Raw genomic sequence first — 18,240 nt, 5'->3', positions numbered from 1 at the left:
TCCTGATCGTACGTTCGCCGCTCTTCGGTGTTCGGTGCGCTCAGTCGAGGCGGTGGGTCCGTAGCCGCAACGCGTTGGTGATGACGCTCACCGAGGACAGGGCCATCGCAGCGGCGGCGATCATCGGCGACAGCAGGACCCCGAAGACGGGGTAGAGGACCCCGGCAGCGATGGGGATGCCTGCGACGTTGTAGGCGAACGCGAAGACCAGGTTCTGGCGGATGTTCGACATCGTCATCACCGAGAGTTGGCGGGCTCGGACGATGCCGCCCAGGTCGCCGTTGAGCAGGGTGACCCCGGCGGACTCGATGGCAACGTCGGTGCCGGTGCCCATCGCGAGCCCGACGTCAGCTGCGGCGAGCGCGGGTGCGTCGTTGACACCGTCACCGGCCATCGCGACCACGCGACCTTCGCTGCGCAGGCGCTGGACGACGTCGGCCTTGTGGTCGGGCATGACCTCGGCCTCGACCCGGTCGATGCCCAGGGAGTGGGCGACGGCCTCGGCGGTGACCCGGTTGTCGCCGGTGAGCATGACGACCTCGATACCTTCCGCGCCCAGGGCCCGGACGGCCTCAGGAGTGGTCGCCTTGACAGGGTCGGCGATGGCGAAGATGCCTGCCACGGCGGTGTCGATGCCGATGAAGATGACGGTTGCCCCGTCACCACGGAGCCGGTCCGCCTCGACCAGCAGCCCCGCGGGGTCGAGGTTGCGGGCGGTCATGAAGTCGGCGCTGCCCAAGGCCACCCTGTGACCGTCGACGACACCGATGACACCGCGCCCCACGGGTGCGTCGAAGTCAGTGACCTCACCGAGGGTGATGCCCCGGTCATGGGCTGCGTTCACGACCGCCTGGGCCAGGGGGTGCTCGGAGGCGCGTTCGACCGAGGCGGCCAGCCGCAGCAGCTCGGCCTCGTCGGATCCTGCGCCGCCAGCACCACCTGCACCGGCAACGGGGGCCGCGGCGACGATCCGGGTGACCGAGGGTTTGCCCTCGGTGAGGGTGCCGGTCTTGTCGACCACGAGCGTGTCGACCTTCTCCATCCGCTCCAACGCTTCAGCGTTCTTGATCAGCACACCCATCTGTGCGCCACGTCCGACACCGACCATGATCGAGACCGGCGTGGCGAGCCCGAGGGCACAGGGGCAGGCGATGATCAGGACCGCGACCGCGACGACGAGGGCGTGCGCCAGTCGCGGGTCGGGGCCCACCAGCGCCCACACGGCGAACGCGACCGACGCGATGGCGATGACGGTGGGCACGAACACGGCGGCGACCCTGTCCGCCATCCGCTGGATGGGGGCGCGGGAGCGTTGCGCGTCGGCGACCATCGCCACGATCCGGGCCAGCATGGTGTCGCGTCCGACCTTCTCGGCCACCATGACCAGGGCCCCGGTCTGGTTGATGGTCCCCCCGATGACGGTGTCGCCGGTGGTCTTGGTGACGGGCATCGACTCCCCCGTCACCAGGGACTCGTCGACAGCGGAACGACCGTCGGTGACAGCGCCGTCGACGGGGACCTTCTCGCCCGGGCGGACTCTCAGCCGGTCCCCGATCTGGACCTCGTCGAGGCCCACCTCCTCCTCGGTGCCGTCCGCCCCGACCCGTCGGGCTGTCTTCGGGCTGAGGTCGAGCAGGGCCTTGATCGCACCCGAGGTCTGCTCACGGGCACGAAGCTCGAGGACCTGGCCCAACAGGACCAGGGTGGTGATCACCGCAGCGGCCTCGAAGTAGACCGCGACGACACCGTCCATCCGGAACGCCTCGGGGAACAACCCTGGTGCGAGGGTCGCGACGATGCTGAAGAGCCAGGCGACGCCGGTGCCCATCGCGATCAGCGTGAACATGTTCAGGTTCCGGGTCCGGACCGAGGCCCACCCACGGACGAAGAACGGTGCCCCCGCCCAGAGCACCACCGGGGTCGCGAGGACCAGTTGGGCCCAGACCGAGAACTGGGCGTCGATCAGGTCGTGCACGGCCGGGACCAGGTCGCGACCCATGCTGAGGACGACGACCGGGATCGACAACGCGACAGCGACCCAGAACCGGCGGGTCATGTCGACCAGCTCCGCGTTCGGACCCGTCTCAGCGGTCACCAGGACCGGCTCGAGAGCCATCCCGCAGATGGGGCACGAACCGGGACCGTCCTGCCGGATCTCGGGGTGCATCGGGCAGGTGTACTCCGCGACCTCACCGGCCGGCACCGGCCCCGTGGAGCTACCGCTGGACTCTCCCGGAGCGTGGTCGGGCCCGATGTAGCGGCCCGGGTCAGCCTCGAACTTCGCCGCGCACCCCGCCGAGCAGAAGAAGTACGAGCCGTCGTCGTGCACCATTGTGTGCTCGCTGGCGGCGGGGTCGACGTCCATGCCACAGACCGGATCCTTGGTGGTCGGTGGCGTGTGTGCATCGCCGTGAGTCGTGTGAATGGGCATGTCTGAAGAGTACCCCCTAGGGGTATCGACGCAAGAGTCGTTTGCCCCCGGCGCAAGGACCTTGGGGGGCCTCTGTGAAGAGAACCACGGCGGTCTTGGTGAGACTTGCGTCCCGCACCTAGTCTTCACCCGTGGGTCTCGACGCAATCCTGCCCGGCGCGCCTGGTTGGCGTCGTTGGACTGGGATGCTGCTCGCAGCGCTGATGCTGGCGTGTTCCGTAGCCGCCCTGGCCTCCCCGTCGATGACCATGGGCGGGCCGCCCGGCAGCTCGATCGCCAGTGCGGGCGACACACCCATGTCGATGAGTTGCGACGACGGATGCGTCACCGAGGTGGCCGGCGCCTGCGGCGGCGTCGCTCTACTCGTGATCCTCGCGCTTCTACTCCCCCGACGTCGAGGACGACACCTGTTCGCCCGCTCTCGGGCCCCCGCCCGTGACGCACTACCCCCGGGGTGGACCGGGCACGGTTTCTGGACCGTTCTCACGCCGACCCGGATGTGCTTGCTGAGGGTCTGATGAGGACGCCGGTCGCCCCCTCAGGGCAGACCGGCACGCCCCGGCGCTCATCGCCGCTGTCCCGCGGCCCCACACGACTCCCGGTGTCACCCCCTGTCACCCCCTGTTGCGCCCGTTCGCAGGCGCCGATTGGTGCACCTGGTGACACACCCTGACGAAGGAAACCCTCATGCAGATGACCAACCGCGTCCCCGACTGGGTCACCCCAGTCGCTTGGATCTTCATCGCCCTGGCAGTAGCCACGGCGGCGTGGATCGCCTACGACATCTACGCCCGACGGCACCGCCACGCCAGCATCGCCGCCGAGATCGTCTGGATCACCAGCGCGCTCTACCTCGGTCCGTTCGCCATCCCGCTCTACACCCGGCACGGCCGCACCCCGGTGCGGGGCACGCAGCCGGCCGCCGTCGCCGGTCTGCCGGGTGGCGGTGCCTCCGCCATCGCCCACCTGATCGGTGTACCGCTGGTCATCGCCTCGGGTCTCACGATCGCCGGGATCGACCTGTGGGTCATGATCCTGGTGATCGGCGCCTTGGCGATCCTGCTGCTTTTCGTCTACGAGCAGGTTGCGACCCGGCGTACGGACCACCAACTGTCGGTCGGTGGCGCGGCCGTCGCCGCAGTGGTCACCGTGCTCGCCTTCGACATCGGCATGGGCGGCTGGATGCTGCTCCTGCACTTCAACGAGCTCATGCCGCCCGCCACCGACGCGGCATTCTGGTTCCTAATGCAGCTCGGCATCGTCCTCGGCCTGATGACCGGTTACCCGGTGGTTCGCAGGCTCGCCGCCAGGGGACAGACCGCAGCCCCGGCCTGACGCACGCCACCCCATGAGGTCGTGGTGCGGGCACGCACCGTGTAGGCGTGTCCGCACCAAGACAGTCCTACTATCGTTCATAGTATGAAACTTCAAGAGCACCTGCCTGGTCGCACCGACCGCGGGTTTCGGTTCGCGGCGCGACCTGTGCTGCTCGGCGCTCTTGTGATCGCAACCCTGGCGGTACTCGTTCCAGCGCCAGCCTCGGCAAGCACCGCCCAGGGCACCGGAGGCGGCAGCGTAGGTGGATTCGGGTGGAGCTTCTTGATCCCGGCCGCCGTCATCGGTCTCGTCGTGCTCGGCGCACTGCTGGCCACCCGCGTCGAACGCTCGCCGGGCCCCGACCCCGTGCTGGATGACGCCGAACCCACCGACGAGGACACCGAGCGGCCCCACGAGGACCCCCCGGCCTGAGCCAGGACCGCGCGCGTGGGGAGAACCCCTCAGGCGCCCCGCGCCGCCCCACCGATTCCCAGGACCGATGCGTCGACCGATGCGTCGGCCGATGGCGCACAGCATGCGCAGCCGTCCTCCGCCACCTGGACCGTGCCGAGGTCCCGGCCGGGATCGGCCTCGGGCGGCGCCTCGACGCCGTCAAGGGCGGCGACGCGCCCGGCCCGGACGGCGTTGGCGATGACGAACACCTCGGCCACCTCGTGGATCAGCACGACGGCGGCCAGACCAAGGACGCCGAGCGCGGCCAGCGGGACCAGGCCCACCACGATCAGCAGTGACAGCGCGATGTTCTGCAGCATGATGCCCCTGGCTCGACGTGCGTGGCCGACGGCCTGAGGGAGGTGCCGCAGGTCCGAGCCCATCAGGGCGACATCTGCGGCCTCGATGGCGACGTCTGCTCCCATCGCGCCCATCGCGATGCCCACGTCGGCCACGGCGAGTGCCGGGGCGTCGTTCACGCCGTCACCCACCATGGCCACCGGTCGGCCCGACTCACTGCGAAGCCGAGCCACCAGGTCCGACTTATCCGTCGGGACCAGGTTGGCATGGACTCGAGTGATGCCAAGCTCCGCAGCGATGGCCCGCGCGGTCCGCTCGTGGTCCCCAGTCAGCATCACCACGTCGATGCCACGCGCACGAAGATCGGCGACCACCTCGGCCGCCTCCAGGCGCAGCTCGTCACGCACCGCAATCACCCCGACCACCTCGCCGTCGACCTCGACCACCGCGACGGTCGCACCTGATCCCTGCAACCGGTCCACCTCGGCCGCCAAGGCCGCAGGCAGGACCCAGGTCGGCTTGCCGAGGCGCGCCGGACGGCCGTCCAGAACACCTCGGAGTCCGTGGCCCGGCACCGCCTCGACCTCGGTCGCGTCCCCTTGAACGACGGCACCCTCTGCCGCCGCGGAGAGCACGGCCGCGGCCAGCGGGTGCTCACTGTGTCGTTCCAGGGCCGCCGCCACTGCGAGGACCTCGCCCTCGGTCCAGTCCTGGGCCGCCGCCACGGCAACCACCCGGGGCCGGTTGGCGGTCAGCGTCCCGGTCTTGTCCAGCGCGACAGTACGGACGGTGCCGAGCGCTTCGATCGCCGCGCCGCCCTTGACCAGCACGCCGAACCGGCTCGCAGCGCCCACGGCGGCGACCACGGTGACAGGCACCGAGAGAGCCAAGGCGCACGGCGCCGCAGCGACCAGCACCACGAGCGCGCGTTCCACCCACAGCGTTGGGTCCCCGAGGAGCGAACCGATCCCCGCGATCAGGGCGGCCACCACCATGATCGCCGGCACCAGCGGACGCGCGATGCGGTCCGCGATCCGCTGCCGGTCACCCTTGAGCCGCTGAGCGTCCTCGACGACGGCCACCACCTTGGCCAGCGAGTTGTCCTCGACCCGTGCGGTGGCCTCCACCCGGAGCACGCCGTTGGCGTTCACCGAGCCGGCGTGCACGACGTCGCCCGGTCCGACCTCTGCTGGCATCGACTCGCCGGTGATAGCCGAGACGTCCAGCGAGGACCGGCCGCTGCGGACCATGCCGTCGCTGGCCACCCGGTCGCCGGCCATGACCACCATCAGATCCCCGACCTCAAGCGCGGAGGCCTGGATGCGTCCCGTGAGGCCGCCGCGCTCGATGGAGACCTCCGTGGGAACGAGCGCGAGGAGGGAGCGCAGTCCACGCCTGGTGCGGGTCACCGAGTAGTCCTCGAGGGCCTCGCTGATGGAGAACAGGAACGCCAGCATGGCCGCTTCGGCGACCTGGCCGAGCACCAGCGCACCGATGAGCGCGATGGTCATCAAGGTGGCGACGCCGACCCGGCGTCGCCGCAGACCGCGCACCGCACCTGGCACGAACGTCACGCCACCCAACGCGGCCGCAGCGAGGTGCGCCGCGACCCCGGAGCCGGTCGCCAGGGGACCACCGAGCAGAGGAACAAGGAACCCGAGGAGCACCAGCACGCCGGCCGCGCCGGCGATCCTGAGCTCGCGGACGTCGCGCAGCCGGACCGGGTCGATGGGCTCCCCCGGACCCACGGCCTCGGGTGCGTCACCACCGCAGCAGGCGTCGCTCATGACGTCACCTGCGACCCGACAGTGCTGTCCGTGACGGAGCGCAACAGCGCCTCTCCCGGTTCGCTGAGGGTGTACATGACCATCTTGCCGTCGCGCCGCGAGGCCGCCAGGCCGCTGGACCGCAACAGCCGCAGGTGGTGGGAGACGAGCCCGGAGGACGTTCCCACCACCCAGGCAAGGTCACAGACGCATAGCTCACCGCCGGCGGCGGCCAGCGCCATGGCCACCCGCAAGCGGGTCGGGTCTGCCAGCGCTCGCAAGCGCGCCGCTGAGACCCCGGCCACCTCGGCCGACGGGACCAGGGAGCGGACCCGCTCCGCCTCCGGTAGGTCGAGGCACAGCAGCTCGCAGCTCTCATCGGTCATACCAACGTTCTAACCATCCTTGAGATGACCTGCCGACCAACGCCACCCAACCGTCTACTAAGATCCGTAGTAGCCCCCGAATGCCTCGAGACGGAATGAGCACATGACGACCTCCACCGCGCCGGAGCGAGGCGAAGCTCCCCCGGGTGTGGCGGAGCCCGGGGGTCTGCGACCGCAATGGGGCTGGGGCCGGTGGGCCTGGAGAAAGCTCACCTCGATGCGCACGGCCGTCATCTTGTTGTCGCTGCTCGCGGTCGCGGCAGTGCCCGGCTCGGTCCTCCCCCAGCGCAACGTCGCCTCGGACCCGCAGGCCGTCGTGCGGTACTTCGTACAGCACCCGGAGCTCGCGCCGTGGATGGACCGTCTGTCGCTGTTCAACGTCTACGGCTCGCCCTGGTTCGCCGCGATCTACCTGCTCCTGCTGGTCTCGATGACCGGGTGCGTGCTACCCCGTTGTGCGCGCTTGTGGCGCGAGAGCCGCGCGGCACCGCCCCCGGCCCCGCGACACCTGAGCAGGGAGCCGGAGTACGCCTCGTTCACCACCGCCGAGCCGGCCGACCAGGCGCTGGAGACCGCGGCGGCCGCCCTGCGCCGCCGACGGTTCCGTGTCCGGGTCGTGGATGATGAGGTGCGCGCGGAGAAGGGGTACCTGCGCGAGACCGGCAACCTGGCCTTCCATCTGTCGCTGCTGGTGCTGCTCGTCGGCATCGCCGGCGGGCGCCTGTACGGCTTCGAGGGCCGCGTCGCCGTCGCCGAGGGCAGCTCGTTCACCAACGTGAGCGCCGAGTACGACGAGTTCTTCCCCTCGGTGTGGACCGACGTGGAGGGCCTGGAGCCGCTCAGCTTCACCCTCGACAGCTTCGACGCGGAGTTCGAGACCGATCCAGCCAAGCTGGGCGAGCCCCGCAGCTTCGACGCCCGCGTCTCCTACGAGTCCGAGGAGGGCTCCGGCGCGGTCCAGGTGAAGCCGAACTCGCCTCTGGACATCAACGAGACCAAGTTCTTCCTCACCGGTCACGGCTACGCCCCCGAGGTCACCGTCCGCGACGGCACCGGCGCCGTGACCTTCTCCGGGCCCGTCATCTTCCTTCCCTCCGACTCCAACTTCACCTCCGACGGCGTCGTCAAGGCCCCCGACGCCCAACCGGTCGGACTGGGCTTCCAGGGCCTGTTCCTGCCCACCGCGGCAACCGACGGGCGCGGCCCGGTCTCGGCCTTTCCCGGCCCGGTCGACCCCCAGCTGGTGATGACCGCGTTCACCGGCGACCTCGGCATGTCCGACGGCACCACGCAGTCGGTCTACACCCTGGACACGACGAACCTGGAACCCGTGCTCGGCGAGGACGGCAGCCCGTTAAGGGAACCGCTCAGGGTGGGCGAGACCATGCGCCTGCCCGACGATCAGGGCAGCCTGACCTTCGACGGCGTCTCGCGGTTCGCTAACTTCCAGGTCGCCTACGACCCCGGCAAGGAGATCAGCCTGGTCGCCGCGTTGCTGCTGCTGGGCGGCCTCACCACCTCGCTGGTCATCCGGCGCCGGCGGCTCTGGGTCCGTGTCACCGACACGGCCCCCGCCGAGGGGCTGGTCGCCGTCGAGGTGGCCATGCGGTCCCTGACCCGACGCCAGTTGCCCGCGGGTGACCTCGAGGCGGTGGTCGCGGCCCTCCGCGGCCATGACACGCCTCCCCCGAGCCCCAGCACCCAGACTCACACCCAGGAGCCGAACCGATGACGTGGGACCTGTTCTCCGACAACCTCATCTACTCCGCCATCGCCGTCTACGTGCTGGCGATGCTGGCGTACGCCGCCGAGACCGCCGCGCGGGTCAACCGGGGGGTGGAGGTCACTGCCGAGGTCCCGGTCGCGGTGGGTGTCGGGGCACCCGCAGCGGCACCGCCGAGTCGAGTGGCGCCGTCGTCGTCGACCGCGGGCACACCAGGAGCCCGCGTCGGTGCGGTCGGGTCGTCCCTCGCGGTCCTGGGCCTGCTGCTGAACCTGGCCGGCGTCGTCACGCGCGGTCTCGCGGCCGAGCGGGCTCCCTGGGGCAACATGTACGAGTTCGCGATCGTCATCACGATGACAGCCGGGGCGACCTACCTGGCCCTGCTCCGCCGCCAGCCGGTGCGCGACCTCGGCGCCTGGATCGTCGGCGCGATCGTCCTCACGCTCGGCCTGGCCGTCACGGTCCTCTACACCCCCGCCGGCGACCTCGTGCCGGTGCTGGACTCCTACTGGCTCGTGGTGCACGTCGCAGCCGCGATCATCTCCGGCGGCGTCTTCACCGTCGGGGCCCTGACGACCATCCTGTTCATGGTCCGACAGCGCCACGACGCCCGAGCGGCCCAGGCGGGCCGCACCCGGGGTCGGTACGCCGCCCAGCTACCCACAGCGGACACCCTGTCGCGCGTCGCGCGGGGTGCCCACGTCTTCGCCTTCCCGATCTGGACCTTCGCCGTCATCGCCGGCGCCATCTGGGCCGAGAACTCCTGGGGTCGGTACTGGGGCTGGGACCCCAAGGAGACCTGGGCGTTCATCACCTGGGTCTGTTACGCCGCCTACCTGCACGCCGACGCCACCACCGGATGGCGGGGCTCGCGAGCCTCCTGGTTCGCCCTCGCGGGCTACGCGGCCTTCGTGTTCAACTTCTTCGGGGTCAACATGTGGATCCCGGGCCTGCACTCCTACGCCGGTGTCTGAGGGCGGCGGTGGCGGGTCGGAGGCCGCGACCCTGGTGATCGCGTTGATCACGGTCGTGGCCACCCTCGCCCTGGTCTACCTCGTGGCGCGGGGGCGCAGGCGCGATGCCCGTGAGGCGCGCCACCAACGCGACGACGACTAGGCCTGGCAGGGTCGGTGCGCAGGATCGCACGCGGTGGCGCCGAAAGCCGGCCCACACACGGCCGGGGACTCACAACGAGGTAACTTGCCTTCAGTGCACGCCGACGACTCCCGAACGGCAGGTTCGATGGTGAAGACGCCAGGCGGCCCTCCAGCGTGGGGATCTTCATGTCGTTGCAGCGTGCGCCCGGCGAGGCCGTAACGCCGCAAGACATCGCAGTCCATCCACACACACCGAAGACAATGCAGCTAATCGGCCCCAACAGCGGAGTCCAGCGCGTCGGTCGCTCGCCGAGGCCACCAGGAGGTCGGGCTGCACGCTAATTCCGACGACCACTCGATGCGCGGGGAACTCCCCCTCTCAACCCGACCGGGCTCGGCGGTGCCGCCGAGGGGTACAGGCAGACACGCGAGGTCAACCCGTCCCGGTGTCCCGTCTTGAACAGGCAGGCCGGAATCCCCAGCAACAGCGCAGCGACCACCACCACGCTTTGGATGCACAGAGCATAAGGGCGTGGCCTGGGTACGCAGCGCGGCGGCGCCGGCGGCGTACTCCTCGGCACCGTCGAGGTCCACCTCGGACGAGGCCTTGCCTCAAGTCTCCGTCCTGCCTCTCACGACGTGCACCGCCGTCACCCCAGATGTCTAACCTTCCGGCCGCTATCACCCGGGGTAGACGACCCAACTTCTCATCGCTATCATCGGGCTATGCCAATGACAACGGCGATATCCGACCCAGCTCTCCTGCGGGGAGCGGCACTGTTCCACGGCCTCGGGGACCGCAATCGACTCTCCATCATCCGCCAGCTCGCAGGCGGCGGCGAGCGTCGCGTGGTGGATCTCACCGAGGCCCTCGGACTGGCACAGGGCACTGTGTCCGGTCACCTCGCTTGCTTGCGTGACTGCGGGCTGATCGTCGGCCGACCGGAGGGACGCCAGGTCTTCTACTCCATTGCCCACCCTCAGCTGGTGGACCTGCTCGGCGCTGCCGAGCAACTGCTCGCGTTGACTGGCGAGAGGGTCGAACTCTGCCCCCGTTTCGGCCCCTCCGGCACCACTGCCGAATCTGAGCCAGGCACTCCGACCACCACCACGAAGGGCCCCGGACTGTGACCGACGCCTGCGGCTGCGGCCCCGACGAACCACGCAGCGACGACAACGGAGCGGGGAAGCTCGAGCCGGAACGGCTATGGGAGGTCAGCGAACTGCAATTCGCCGCTCTGGCCGGGCTCCTCCTGGTCGCCGGTTACGCGGCTGATCTGAGTGACGCCTCCCCAAGCATGGTGACCTCGCTCAACGCTGTCGCCCTGGCACTCGGCGCCTGGACCTTCGTACCCAGCACGTTGAGACGGCTGGGTAAGGGCAGGATCGGCGTCGGCACCCTGATGACGATCGCCGCCGTAGGCGCTGTCGTCCTCGGTCAGGTCACCGAGGCGGCGATGCTGGCCTTCCTCTACTCCATCAGCGAGGGGCTGGAGGAGTACGCCGTGGCCCGCACCCGTCGCGGCCTGCGCGCCCTTCTGAATCTCGTCCCGGTGGAGGCCACGATTCTTCGCGACGGCAACCAGGTCACCATCGCGCCCGCCGATCTCGTTATCGGTGACCTGCTCCTGGTCCGGCCCGGTGAACGGCTCGCGACCGACGGCATCATCCGGGTCGGCCGCACCGCCCTTGATGTTTCGGCCCTCACCGGCGAATCCGTCCCGGTCGAAGCCAGTCCGGGCGACGCCGTCTACGCCGGCTGCATCAACGGCACCGGTGTCCTTGAGGTCGAGGTCACCACCACCGCCGACGACAACTCCCTGGCCCGCATCGTCAACATCGTCGAGGCAGAACAGTCTCGCAAGGGCGACGCACAGCGCTTGGCCGACCGGATCGCCAAACCCCTGGTCCCCGGGATCATGGTCCTTGCCGCCGTTATCGCCGTCGTCGGCAGCCTGCTCGGCGACCCCGCCACCTGGATCGAGCGTGCCCTGGTCGTCCTGGTCGCTGCCTCCCCCTGTGCACTAGCGATCTCCGTGCCGGTCACCGTGGTCGCCGCAGTCGGCGCCGCGAGCCGCATCGGCGCCCTGGTCAAGGGCGGCGCCGCCCTTGAGGCACTTGGGCGGATCCGGAGCGTCGCTTTGGACAAGACAGGCACGTTGACCCGCAACGAGCCGACCGTCGTCAACGTCACCGCCGCACCCGGCCACACCCGCGAGCAGATCCTCGACGTGGCCGCCGCCCTCGAGTCCCGGAGCGAGCATCCCCTGGCCCGCGCCATCCTCGCCGCCGTTTCGCAGCACCGTGACGCCGAGGGCGTCGAGTCCGTCACGGGCGCCGGGCTCACCGGAACCGTCGGCGGTCGACCCGCGCGCCTAGGGCGCCCAGGTTGGATCCCGGCCGGTGAGCTCGCCGACCCGGTGCGGCGCATGCAGGAGGCGGGCGCCACCGCCGTACTCGTGGAGTACGGCGGAGTTGTGATCGGCGCCCTCGCCGTCCGCGACGATCTGCGGCCCGAAGCAGCCGAGGTCGTGGCCCGCCTGCGCGCCGACGGCTACCAGGTCGCGATGCTCACCGGCGACAACGTGCGCACCGCGACCGCCCTGGCCGCCCAAGCCGGCATCACAGAGGTGCATGCCGACCTCCGTCCCGAGGACAAGTCGGCCATCATCCGCCGGCTTCGCGAGCAACGACCCACCGCCATGGTCGGCGATGGCGTCAACGACGCCCCCGCCCTAGCCACCGCTGACGTCGGGATCGCCATGGGTGCGATGGGCAGCGACGTGGCCATCGAGACCGCCGACGTTGCGCTCATGGGTGAGGACCTGCGCCACCTGCCCCACAGCCTGAACCACGCCCGCCGCGCCCGATCGATCATGCTGCAGAACGTCGGCCTCTCCCTGGGCCTGATCGCCGTCCTCATCCCGCTCGCCACTTTCGGTCTGCTTGGTCTGGCCGCGGTGGTCCTCGTCCACGAGGTCGCCGAGATCCTCGTGATCGGCAACGCGGTCCGCGCCGGGCGCGCACGTCCGCTGCCGCCCGCGCCGGCTCCGCAGCCGGCCCTGCTTGCGCCGACGATGGAAGTCTCTGTCAGGTGACCGGCGGTACCAGGTCAGCCGTCCGGCGACCTCGGATGGGTCGAACGGTGGTGGTGCTGGTGGCCCTCACAGCGGCGTCGATCGACCTCGTCGCCAAAGCCGTCTCCGAGGCGCGGCTCGCCGACTCCAACGTCGACCTCGGGCTGCTCCAGCTGCGGCTGGGGTACAACTCGGGCGTAGCGTTCAGCATGGGCAACGAGCTCCCGGTGGGCGTCATCGTGGCGATCACCACCGTGATCTCCATCGCCCTGGCGGCGTATGTGTGGCATCGAGCCCCACGTGCCGGGTGGATCGAGCGGATCGCCGGGGGGGCCGTCCTCGGCGGCGCCGTCGCCAACGTCATCGACCGTGCCCGCGACGGCGTCGTCACCGACTACCTGCACACCGGTTGGTGGCCTACTTTCAACCTCGCCGACACCTTCTTGGTCACCGGTTTCCTCGTGATCGCCATGCTGCAATTCCGCCCCGAACGCACGGTGGCCAGAGAAGAGATTTAACCGGCCGCCCATCCAGCCAACACGGATGCGAGGGCTCCTGCCCGGTGCTCTTAGGACGCGCAGAGACACCGCGCACAGTGCCCGTCGTCGCGGGGCCGCGACAGGTTGGGGCTGCCCGCGATCCCATCGCCACGACCGTACTCAGAAGGAACGCAACCGCCATGGTCTCCTCCGCGCTTCAAGCAATCGGCCTCTTCCTGGTCACCAATATCGACGACATCATCGTTCTGTCTCTGTTCTTTGCTCGCGGAGCCGGCCAGCGGGGCACGACGGCCAAGATCGTCCTCGGCCAGTACCTGGGGTTCAGCGGCATCCTCCTCGCCTCCCTCGCGGTGACACTCGGGGCCGGGTTGTTCCTTCCCGTCGACGCCATTCCGTACTTCGGTCTGATTCCGCTGTTACTGGGCCTGCACGCCGCCTGGCAGGTCTGGCGCAACGGAGACGACGAGGACGAAGCGATGGAGGGGCGGGTGATCAGCGCCTGGGTCGTGGCAGCAGTGACGTTTGCCAACGGCGGAGACAACATCGGGGTCTATGTCCCGGTGTTCCTCTCCGTCGGCACGGGTGCCCTCCTGGCCTACTGCGTCGTGTTCTTGGCCCTGGTCGTTGTCCTGGTGGTGGCGGCAAAGTTCGTCGCCACCCGGAAGCCGATCGCCGAAGTGCTCGAGCGCTGGGAGCAGGTCCTGTTCCCCCTCGTGCTCATCGGCCTCGGCGTGGTCATCCTGGTCGAGGGCGGCGCCTTCGGGCTGTGAGCAGGCCGCCCCTCTGCGTCGTCGCCAGATCAGTACTGACGGCGGCTGTGTCAGGCCAGCCACCGGCTTCGCAGCCCTCCGGAACCGTCGCACCCATGTCGGGCGATCCCGTCGCGGACTGCAGGTCCGTCCTGGCCACGTCTGGGTTGAAACCAGTGCAGTGACGAACCCAGTGGGAGCAGCATTGACACCAGTTCGAACTGGATCTGGGCGACCACGACCGCCGATTTCGGCGTTCGGCCACAGTGGCACCGAACCCGAGAGGAGTTCGACCAGCGGGCGCTGCGTCATTCCGAGCTGGGCGCAGCCGTCGTGACAACGTCGAATTGACCGCTGACCTCGGGCACGTAGCCGCTGGCGTCGAGGAGAAGCCGAAGCCGCCACCACCATTGCGGCATTCGCGCCGTGAATGGCAACCAGATCAGTCCCTGGCCGGCCGAGAGACGGCTCGCTGGGCCATGCCACCACTAAGGGCAGCAGGATTTGACCCCAACCGCCCCGACGAGCGGCCTGTTCTTCCCGAGGTCAACTTCGCCGGTCTTGGCCGTGTTCTGTGACCTGCGAACAGCGGTCTGCGGCTTCTCGCCCCTGGGCCGGAGGGCATCTACAGCCCGCATCGCCTTGCGGGGCCTTGGGACGGCATCAGCACGCACGCCGCAGCCCTGTCGACACCATGGTCGATCTTCGCACCCGAAAAGTGCAGTTCATCCGCTTGCGGGAACCGGCGATCTCCCCGCTCTCCGATTCACCGGCCCAGTGGGGTCGGTCTCACGGTGCCTACCAGGTGACCTCGTGGCAGGCCTGGGACGGCTCGTCCTCGACCTGGAGCGTCGCATGCTCGATGCGGTGCTGCTCGCGGAGCACCTGCTGGGCCCGGACCAGGACGTCCTGGGAGTCCGCTCCGGGGTCGACGACGAGGTGGGCGGTGGCGACGTGCATCCCTGACGTGAGCGCCCAGACGTGGAGGTCGTGGACCCCCGCCACACCGCCCACTGCTTCCAGCTCGGTGGTGACGTCGGACATGTCCATGCCCTCGGGGACGTGCTGGCCGAGCACTGCGAGGACCTGCCGGCCGAGGAACACTGCTCGCACGGCCACGAAGAGGCCGATGGCGAGGGCGACGAGGGTGTCCCAGTAGGTCGCTCCCGTGGTCGCGACCAGGATGGCGGAGGCGATGACGCCGAGGCTGCCCACGGTGTCGGCGACGACCTCGAGGTAGGCGCCGCGCACGTTCAGGGACTCGGCCGAGCCGGCACGCAGCAGCATCAGGGCCGCCACGTTGACCAGGAGTCCCAGGACGCCCACCACCAGCACGGGGCCCGTGGCGATCTCGACCTCCTCACCGATGCGGGAGAAGGCCTCGGTAACCACGTAGACCGAGACACCCAGCATCAGTAGGACCGCGAGCCCGGAGGCGAAGATCTCGGCCCGGTACGACCCGTAGGTGCGACGACCCGTCGTGTCCTTCCTCGTCGCGATCTTCGTGGCGAGCAGCGCCGCGCCCAGTGCGACCACGTCGGCCGCCATGTGGCCGGCGTCCGAGAGCAGCGCCAGCGAGCCGGACAGCAGCCCGGCAATCAGCTCCACGACGAAGAACCCGGCGACGAGGGCGAAGGAGACCGCCAGCCGCCACCGGTGGCGGCCGCCGGCGTGGCCAGCAGGGCCTCCCCCGTCGTGCCCGTGCCCGTGTCCGAAACCCATGCGCCCTCCTTCGTCTACACACGCCAACTACGATGCTCGATAGTAGACCCGAGAGGCAGGAACCGGATGTCCCCGCTCATCGCCCGTACCCACCGTGTCCCGATCATCATCGCCCCGGCGCTGCTGACGCTGCTCGCCCTGCTCGTCGCAATCCTCGTCACGCCGAGTCCGGCCTCGGCGCACACCGACCTCGTCGGCTCCGTCCCGGCAGCAGGTGATCGGGTCGCCCGAGCCCCGGGCACCGTCGAACTGGTCTTCAGCGAGGACGTCTCACCGGACCTCGCCGCGGTGGTGCTGAGCGTGGGGAGTCGCCAGCTCGGCCGCCTGCCGGTCTCCCAGGGCCGATCGACCGACACCCTGCTCGCCGACTCCTCGGCGCTCGCCGTGCCCGACGTCTCGAGAACGACACCCTGGCAGGTGCGGTTCCGCGTGACGTCGGTGGACGGCCACCCGATCGAGGGGGCACTGGAGTTCAGCGTCGCCGGCGCCCCGAGCACGTCATCACCATCGTCGCCGTCGCCCGAGGTGTCGGCGAACACCGCGGCACCCCAGGACGAGGCGGGCGCCGGCGCGGTGAGCAGCGCCCCCGACGCCATCCCGGCAGCGCAGCAGTCGGCCGCCGGGCTCCCCATCGCGGCCGCGCTCGTCGTCGTGGTGCTCGCGCTCCCCCTGCTGCTGGTCGTGGGCGCGCGGCGGCTGCCTGCGCGTCGCGCACCATCCGGCGAGTCGACCTCATGAGCGCGGGTCCGAGCACAGTGCCGAGCACCGTGCCGACTGACCGGCCGGCGCCGAGCACCCGCGCCGTCCGGTACGTCCTGGTCCTGACCGCCCCGGTCGCTGCTGTGGGACTGCTCCTCGCGGTGGGGGCCCTGTCTGCCTCGACCGAGCCGGGCCTGCCCGACCCCGGCGCCGCGGTCCGGGTCGGGATCCCTCTGGTCCAGTCCGTGCGTGACATCGCAGCCATGGTCACCGTCGGCCTCCTCGTGGTGGCAGCGTGGTGCGTGGGTCCCACTGCCGGCGCCACCAGGACGAGATCCCAGGACAGCGGGAGGCGGGACGCCCTCGAAGGCCCTCGCCAGCGGCTGGTGGACCTGGCCCTGCTCGCCGCAGCGACGTGGAGCGCTGCCGGTGCCGCGCTGATCGTGCTGACCTACGCCGACGCGGCCGGCGTCTCGCTCACCGAACCGGGCCTGGTGGGCCAGGCCCTCTTCTTCGCACAGAACTTCGAGCTGGGCCGCTATCTGTTCGCCAGCAGCGCCATCGCGGCACTGGTGGCACTCGGGTGCACCGTCGCCGGCCGGCAAGGTGCCGTGGGTCTGCTGGTCCTCCTTGCCCTGGCCGGGTTGTGGCCGATGGCCCTGACCGGCCACGCGGCCGGGACCCTGAACCACGACGACGCCGTCAACCTGCAGGCCTTCCACCTGCTCGGCACCTCGGTGTGGCTAGGAGGTCTGGCTGCGATCGCGCTCGCTCGTCCCTGGCTCGGCTCGCAGCTGGTGACGGTCGTGCGCCGCTACTCGGCCCTGGCCGGGTGGTCGTTCCTGGTCGTCGGGGTCTCCGGCACCCTCGGCGCAGCCCTGCGGCTACAACAGGTCGCGGGCCTCTGGTCGGGCTACGGTGCCGTGCTGCTCGTCAAGGTCACGGCGCTCGGCATGGTCGGCACCCTGGGTTGGTGGCACCGGGCCAGGCTGATCGACCAGATGGAGGCCGGGCGGCCGGGGCGATTCCTGCGTGTCGTCGCACTCGACGTCGCCGTGCTGGCCGTGGCGGCCGGGGCCGGCGTCGCCCTGAGCCGGACCGAGCCGCCGGCAGCCCCGGGGGCAGAACGCCCCCTCAGCGCGGCCGAGTCGCTGCTCGGCAAGGACCTGCCACCCGCGCTCGACGCCGCCGGCTGGTTCACCCGGTGGGACATCGACTCCCTGTGGCTGCCGGTCGCCGTGGTGATGGTGGCGACCTACCTGGTCGCGGTGCGCCGGTTGGCCCAGCGCGGTGACCACTGGTCGCCCCTGCGTACGTTCACCTGGGTCCTCGGGTGGTCCCTGCTCACCTGGGCCACCAGCGGAGCACCCGGCGCCTACGGCGAGGTGCTGTTCAGCATGCACATGGTCCAGCACATGACCATCGCGATGGCGGTGCCGATGTTCCTGGTGCTGTCAGCGCCGGTGACCCTGGCGATGCGGGCGATCCCCCGCCGCCGGGACGGCTCCGACGGTGGCCGCGAGTGGTTGCTCCGGCTCGTGCACTCCCTGCCGGCCCAGCTGCTCGGGCACCCCGTCGTCGCAGCGGGCCTCTTCGTGGTCAGCCTGGTGGCCTTCTACTACTCCTCCTTGTTCGAGCTGTCGCTGCAGGCCCACACCGCCCACCAGCTGATGGTGGTGCACTTCCTCGCCTCGGGTTACCTCTTCTGCAACGCACTCATCGGCATCGACCCGGGCCCGGAGCGTCCGGCCTTCCCGTTCCGTGCGCTGCTACTGATGGTCACCTTCGGCTTCCACGCCTTCTTCTCGGTGTCGCTGATGTCGAGCAACCGGGTGTTGGCCGAGCCCTGGTTCTCCAGCCTCCAGCGCGACTGGGGCGCCTCCCTGCTGGAGGACCAGAACCTCGGCGCCTCCATCGGCTGGGCCCTGGGCGACTACCCCCTGGCGGTGATGGCCGTGGCACTGATCGCGCTCTGGGTCGGCTCGGACCGACGGGAACGCAGGCGCTTCGACCGGCACGA

General features: G+C 70.1%; 13 protein-coding genes and 1 pseudogene. 10 read left to right on the top strand and 4 right to left on the bottom strand.

The annotated features are described in order from the left end of the window. Positions 1–40 precede the first annotated feature (40 nt). On the bottom strand, positions 41–2,431 hold the full coding sequence (locus M3673_RS07805; RefSeq protein ID WP_251534309.1) for a heavy metal translocating P-type ATPase: 2,391 nt from the start codon (positions 2,429–2,431) through the stop codon (positions 41–43). A 687-nt stretch (positions 2,432–3,118) separates the two neighbouring features. On the opposite strand from M3673_RS07805, the gene M3673_RS07800 reads away from it, so the two are divergent. Continuing rightward, positions 3,119–3,766 (top strand): DUF4396 domain-containing protein, encoded by a 648-nt coding sequence (locus tag M3673_RS07800; protein ID WP_251532851.1) that lies wholly within the window; start codon positions 3,119–3,121, stop codon positions 3,764–3,766. A gap of 84 nt (positions 3,767–3,850) precedes the next feature. Next, positions 3,851–4,180 (top strand): hypothetical protein, encoded by a 330-nt coding sequence (locus tag M3673_RS07795; RefSeq protein ID WP_251532850.1) that lies wholly within the window; start codon positions 3,851–3,853, stop codon positions 4,178–4,180. 29 nt (positions 4,181–4,209) lie between these two features. On the opposite strand, the gene M3673_RS07790 is transcribed toward M3673_RS07795, so the two are convergent. Both M3673_RS07790 and M3673_RS07785 read right to left on the bottom strand, forming a co-directional pair. Next, the gene (locus tag M3673_RS07790; RefSeq protein ID WP_251532849.1) at positions 4,210–6,288 is read right to left on the bottom strand and encodes a cation-translocating P-type ATPase; all 2,079 of its coding nucleotides are present in this window, start codon (positions 6,286–6,288) and stop codon (positions 4,210–4,212) included. After that, positions 6,285–6,653 carry a metalloregulator ArsR/SmtB family transcription factor gene (locus tag M3673_RS07785; protein ID WP_251532847.1) on the bottom strand — a complete coding sequence of 123 codons (369 nt, stop codon included), beginning with the start codon at positions 6,651–6,653 and terminating at the stop codon, positions 6,285–6,287. The genes M3673_RS07790 and M3673_RS07785 overlap by 4 nt, the downstream gene beginning before the upstream one ends. 217 nt (positions 6,654–6,870) lie before the next feature. Between M3673_RS07785 and M3673_RS07780 the strand changes: the two genes are divergently transcribed. From M3673_RS07780 to M3673_RS07755, 6 genes are all read left to right on the top strand, one after another. Next, positions 6,871–8,385, top strand: a complete 1,515-nt coding sequence (locus M3673_RS07780; RefSeq protein ID WP_251532846.1) for a cytochrome c biogenesis protein ResB — start codon at positions 6,871–6,873, stop codon at positions 8,383–8,385. Beyond that, a complete protein-coding gene (gene ccsB, locus M3673_RS07775; RefSeq protein WP_251532845.1) occupies positions 8,382–9,350 on the top strand; it encodes a c-type cytochrome biogenesis protein CcsB in 969 nt (322 codons plus the stop codon). Before M3673_RS07780 ends, ccsB begins: the two co-directional genes overlap by 4 nt. An 849-nt stretch (positions 9,351–10,199) precedes the next feature. After that, entirely contained in the window at positions 10,200–10,604 is a 405-nt protein-coding gene (locus M3673_RS07770; RefSeq protein ID WP_214058796.1) for a helix-turn-helix transcriptional regulator, read from the top strand. Beyond that, positions 10,601–12,571 carry a cation-translocating P-type ATPase gene (locus M3673_RS07765; RefSeq protein ID WP_251532844.1) on the top strand — a complete coding sequence of 657 codons (1,971 nt, stop codon included), beginning with the start codon at positions 10,601–10,603 and terminating at the stop codon, positions 12,569–12,571. Before M3673_RS07770 ends, M3673_RS07765 begins: the two co-directional genes overlap by 4 nt. A gap of 35 nt (positions 12,572–12,606) precedes the next feature. Continuing rightward, positions 12,607–13,068, top strand: coding sequence for a signal peptidase II (gene lspA, locus M3673_RS07760; RefSeq protein WP_285839303.1), 462 nt, complete (start codon positions 12,607–12,609; stop codon positions 13,066–13,068). 161 nt (positions 13,069–13,229) lie between these two features. Continuing rightward, on the top strand, positions 13,230–13,820 hold the full coding sequence (locus M3673_RS07755) for a cadmium resistance transporter (RefSeq protein ID WP_251532839.1): 591 nt from the start codon (positions 13,230–13,232) through the stop codon (positions 13,818–13,820). Positions 13,821–14,597: 777 nt separating this feature from the next. Here the strand turns inward: M3673_RS07755 and M3673_RS07750 are convergent. Beyond that, positions 14,598–15,521 carry a cation diffusion facilitator family transporter gene (locus M3673_RS07750; protein ID WP_251532838.1) on the bottom strand — a complete coding sequence of 308 codons (924 nt, stop codon included), beginning with the start codon at positions 15,519–15,521 and terminating at the stop codon, positions 14,598–14,600. Here M3673_RS07750 and M3673_RS07745 point away from each other — a divergent pair. Further along, positions 15,495–16,259 carry a copper resistance CopC family protein gene (locus M3673_RS07745; RefSeq protein ID WP_251532837.1) on the top strand — a complete coding sequence of 255 codons (765 nt, stop codon included), beginning with the start codon at positions 15,495–15,497 and terminating at the stop codon, positions 16,257–16,259. The two genes, M3673_RS07750 and M3673_RS07745, sit on opposite strands and share 27 nt — an antisense overlap. Further along, positions 16,256–18,187: pseudogene (locus M3673_RS07740) on the top strand (cytochrome c oxidase assembly protein); the annotation flags it as partial. The gene M3673_RS07745 and the pseudogene M3673_RS07740, both read left to right, overlap by 4 nt. Positions 18,188–18,240 lie beyond the last annotated feature (53 nt).

Origin of the sequence: Nocardioides sp. P86 (assembly GCF_023712465.1) — a bacterium.
In the GTDB taxonomy this organism is placed as follows: domain Bacteria; phylum Actinomycetota; class Actinomycetes; order Propionibacteriales; family Nocardioidaceae; genus Nocardioides; species Nocardioides kribbensis.
The sequence above is the reverse complement of the archived record's forward strand: the minus strand, read 5'-3'. Positions and strand labels throughout refer to the sequence as shown.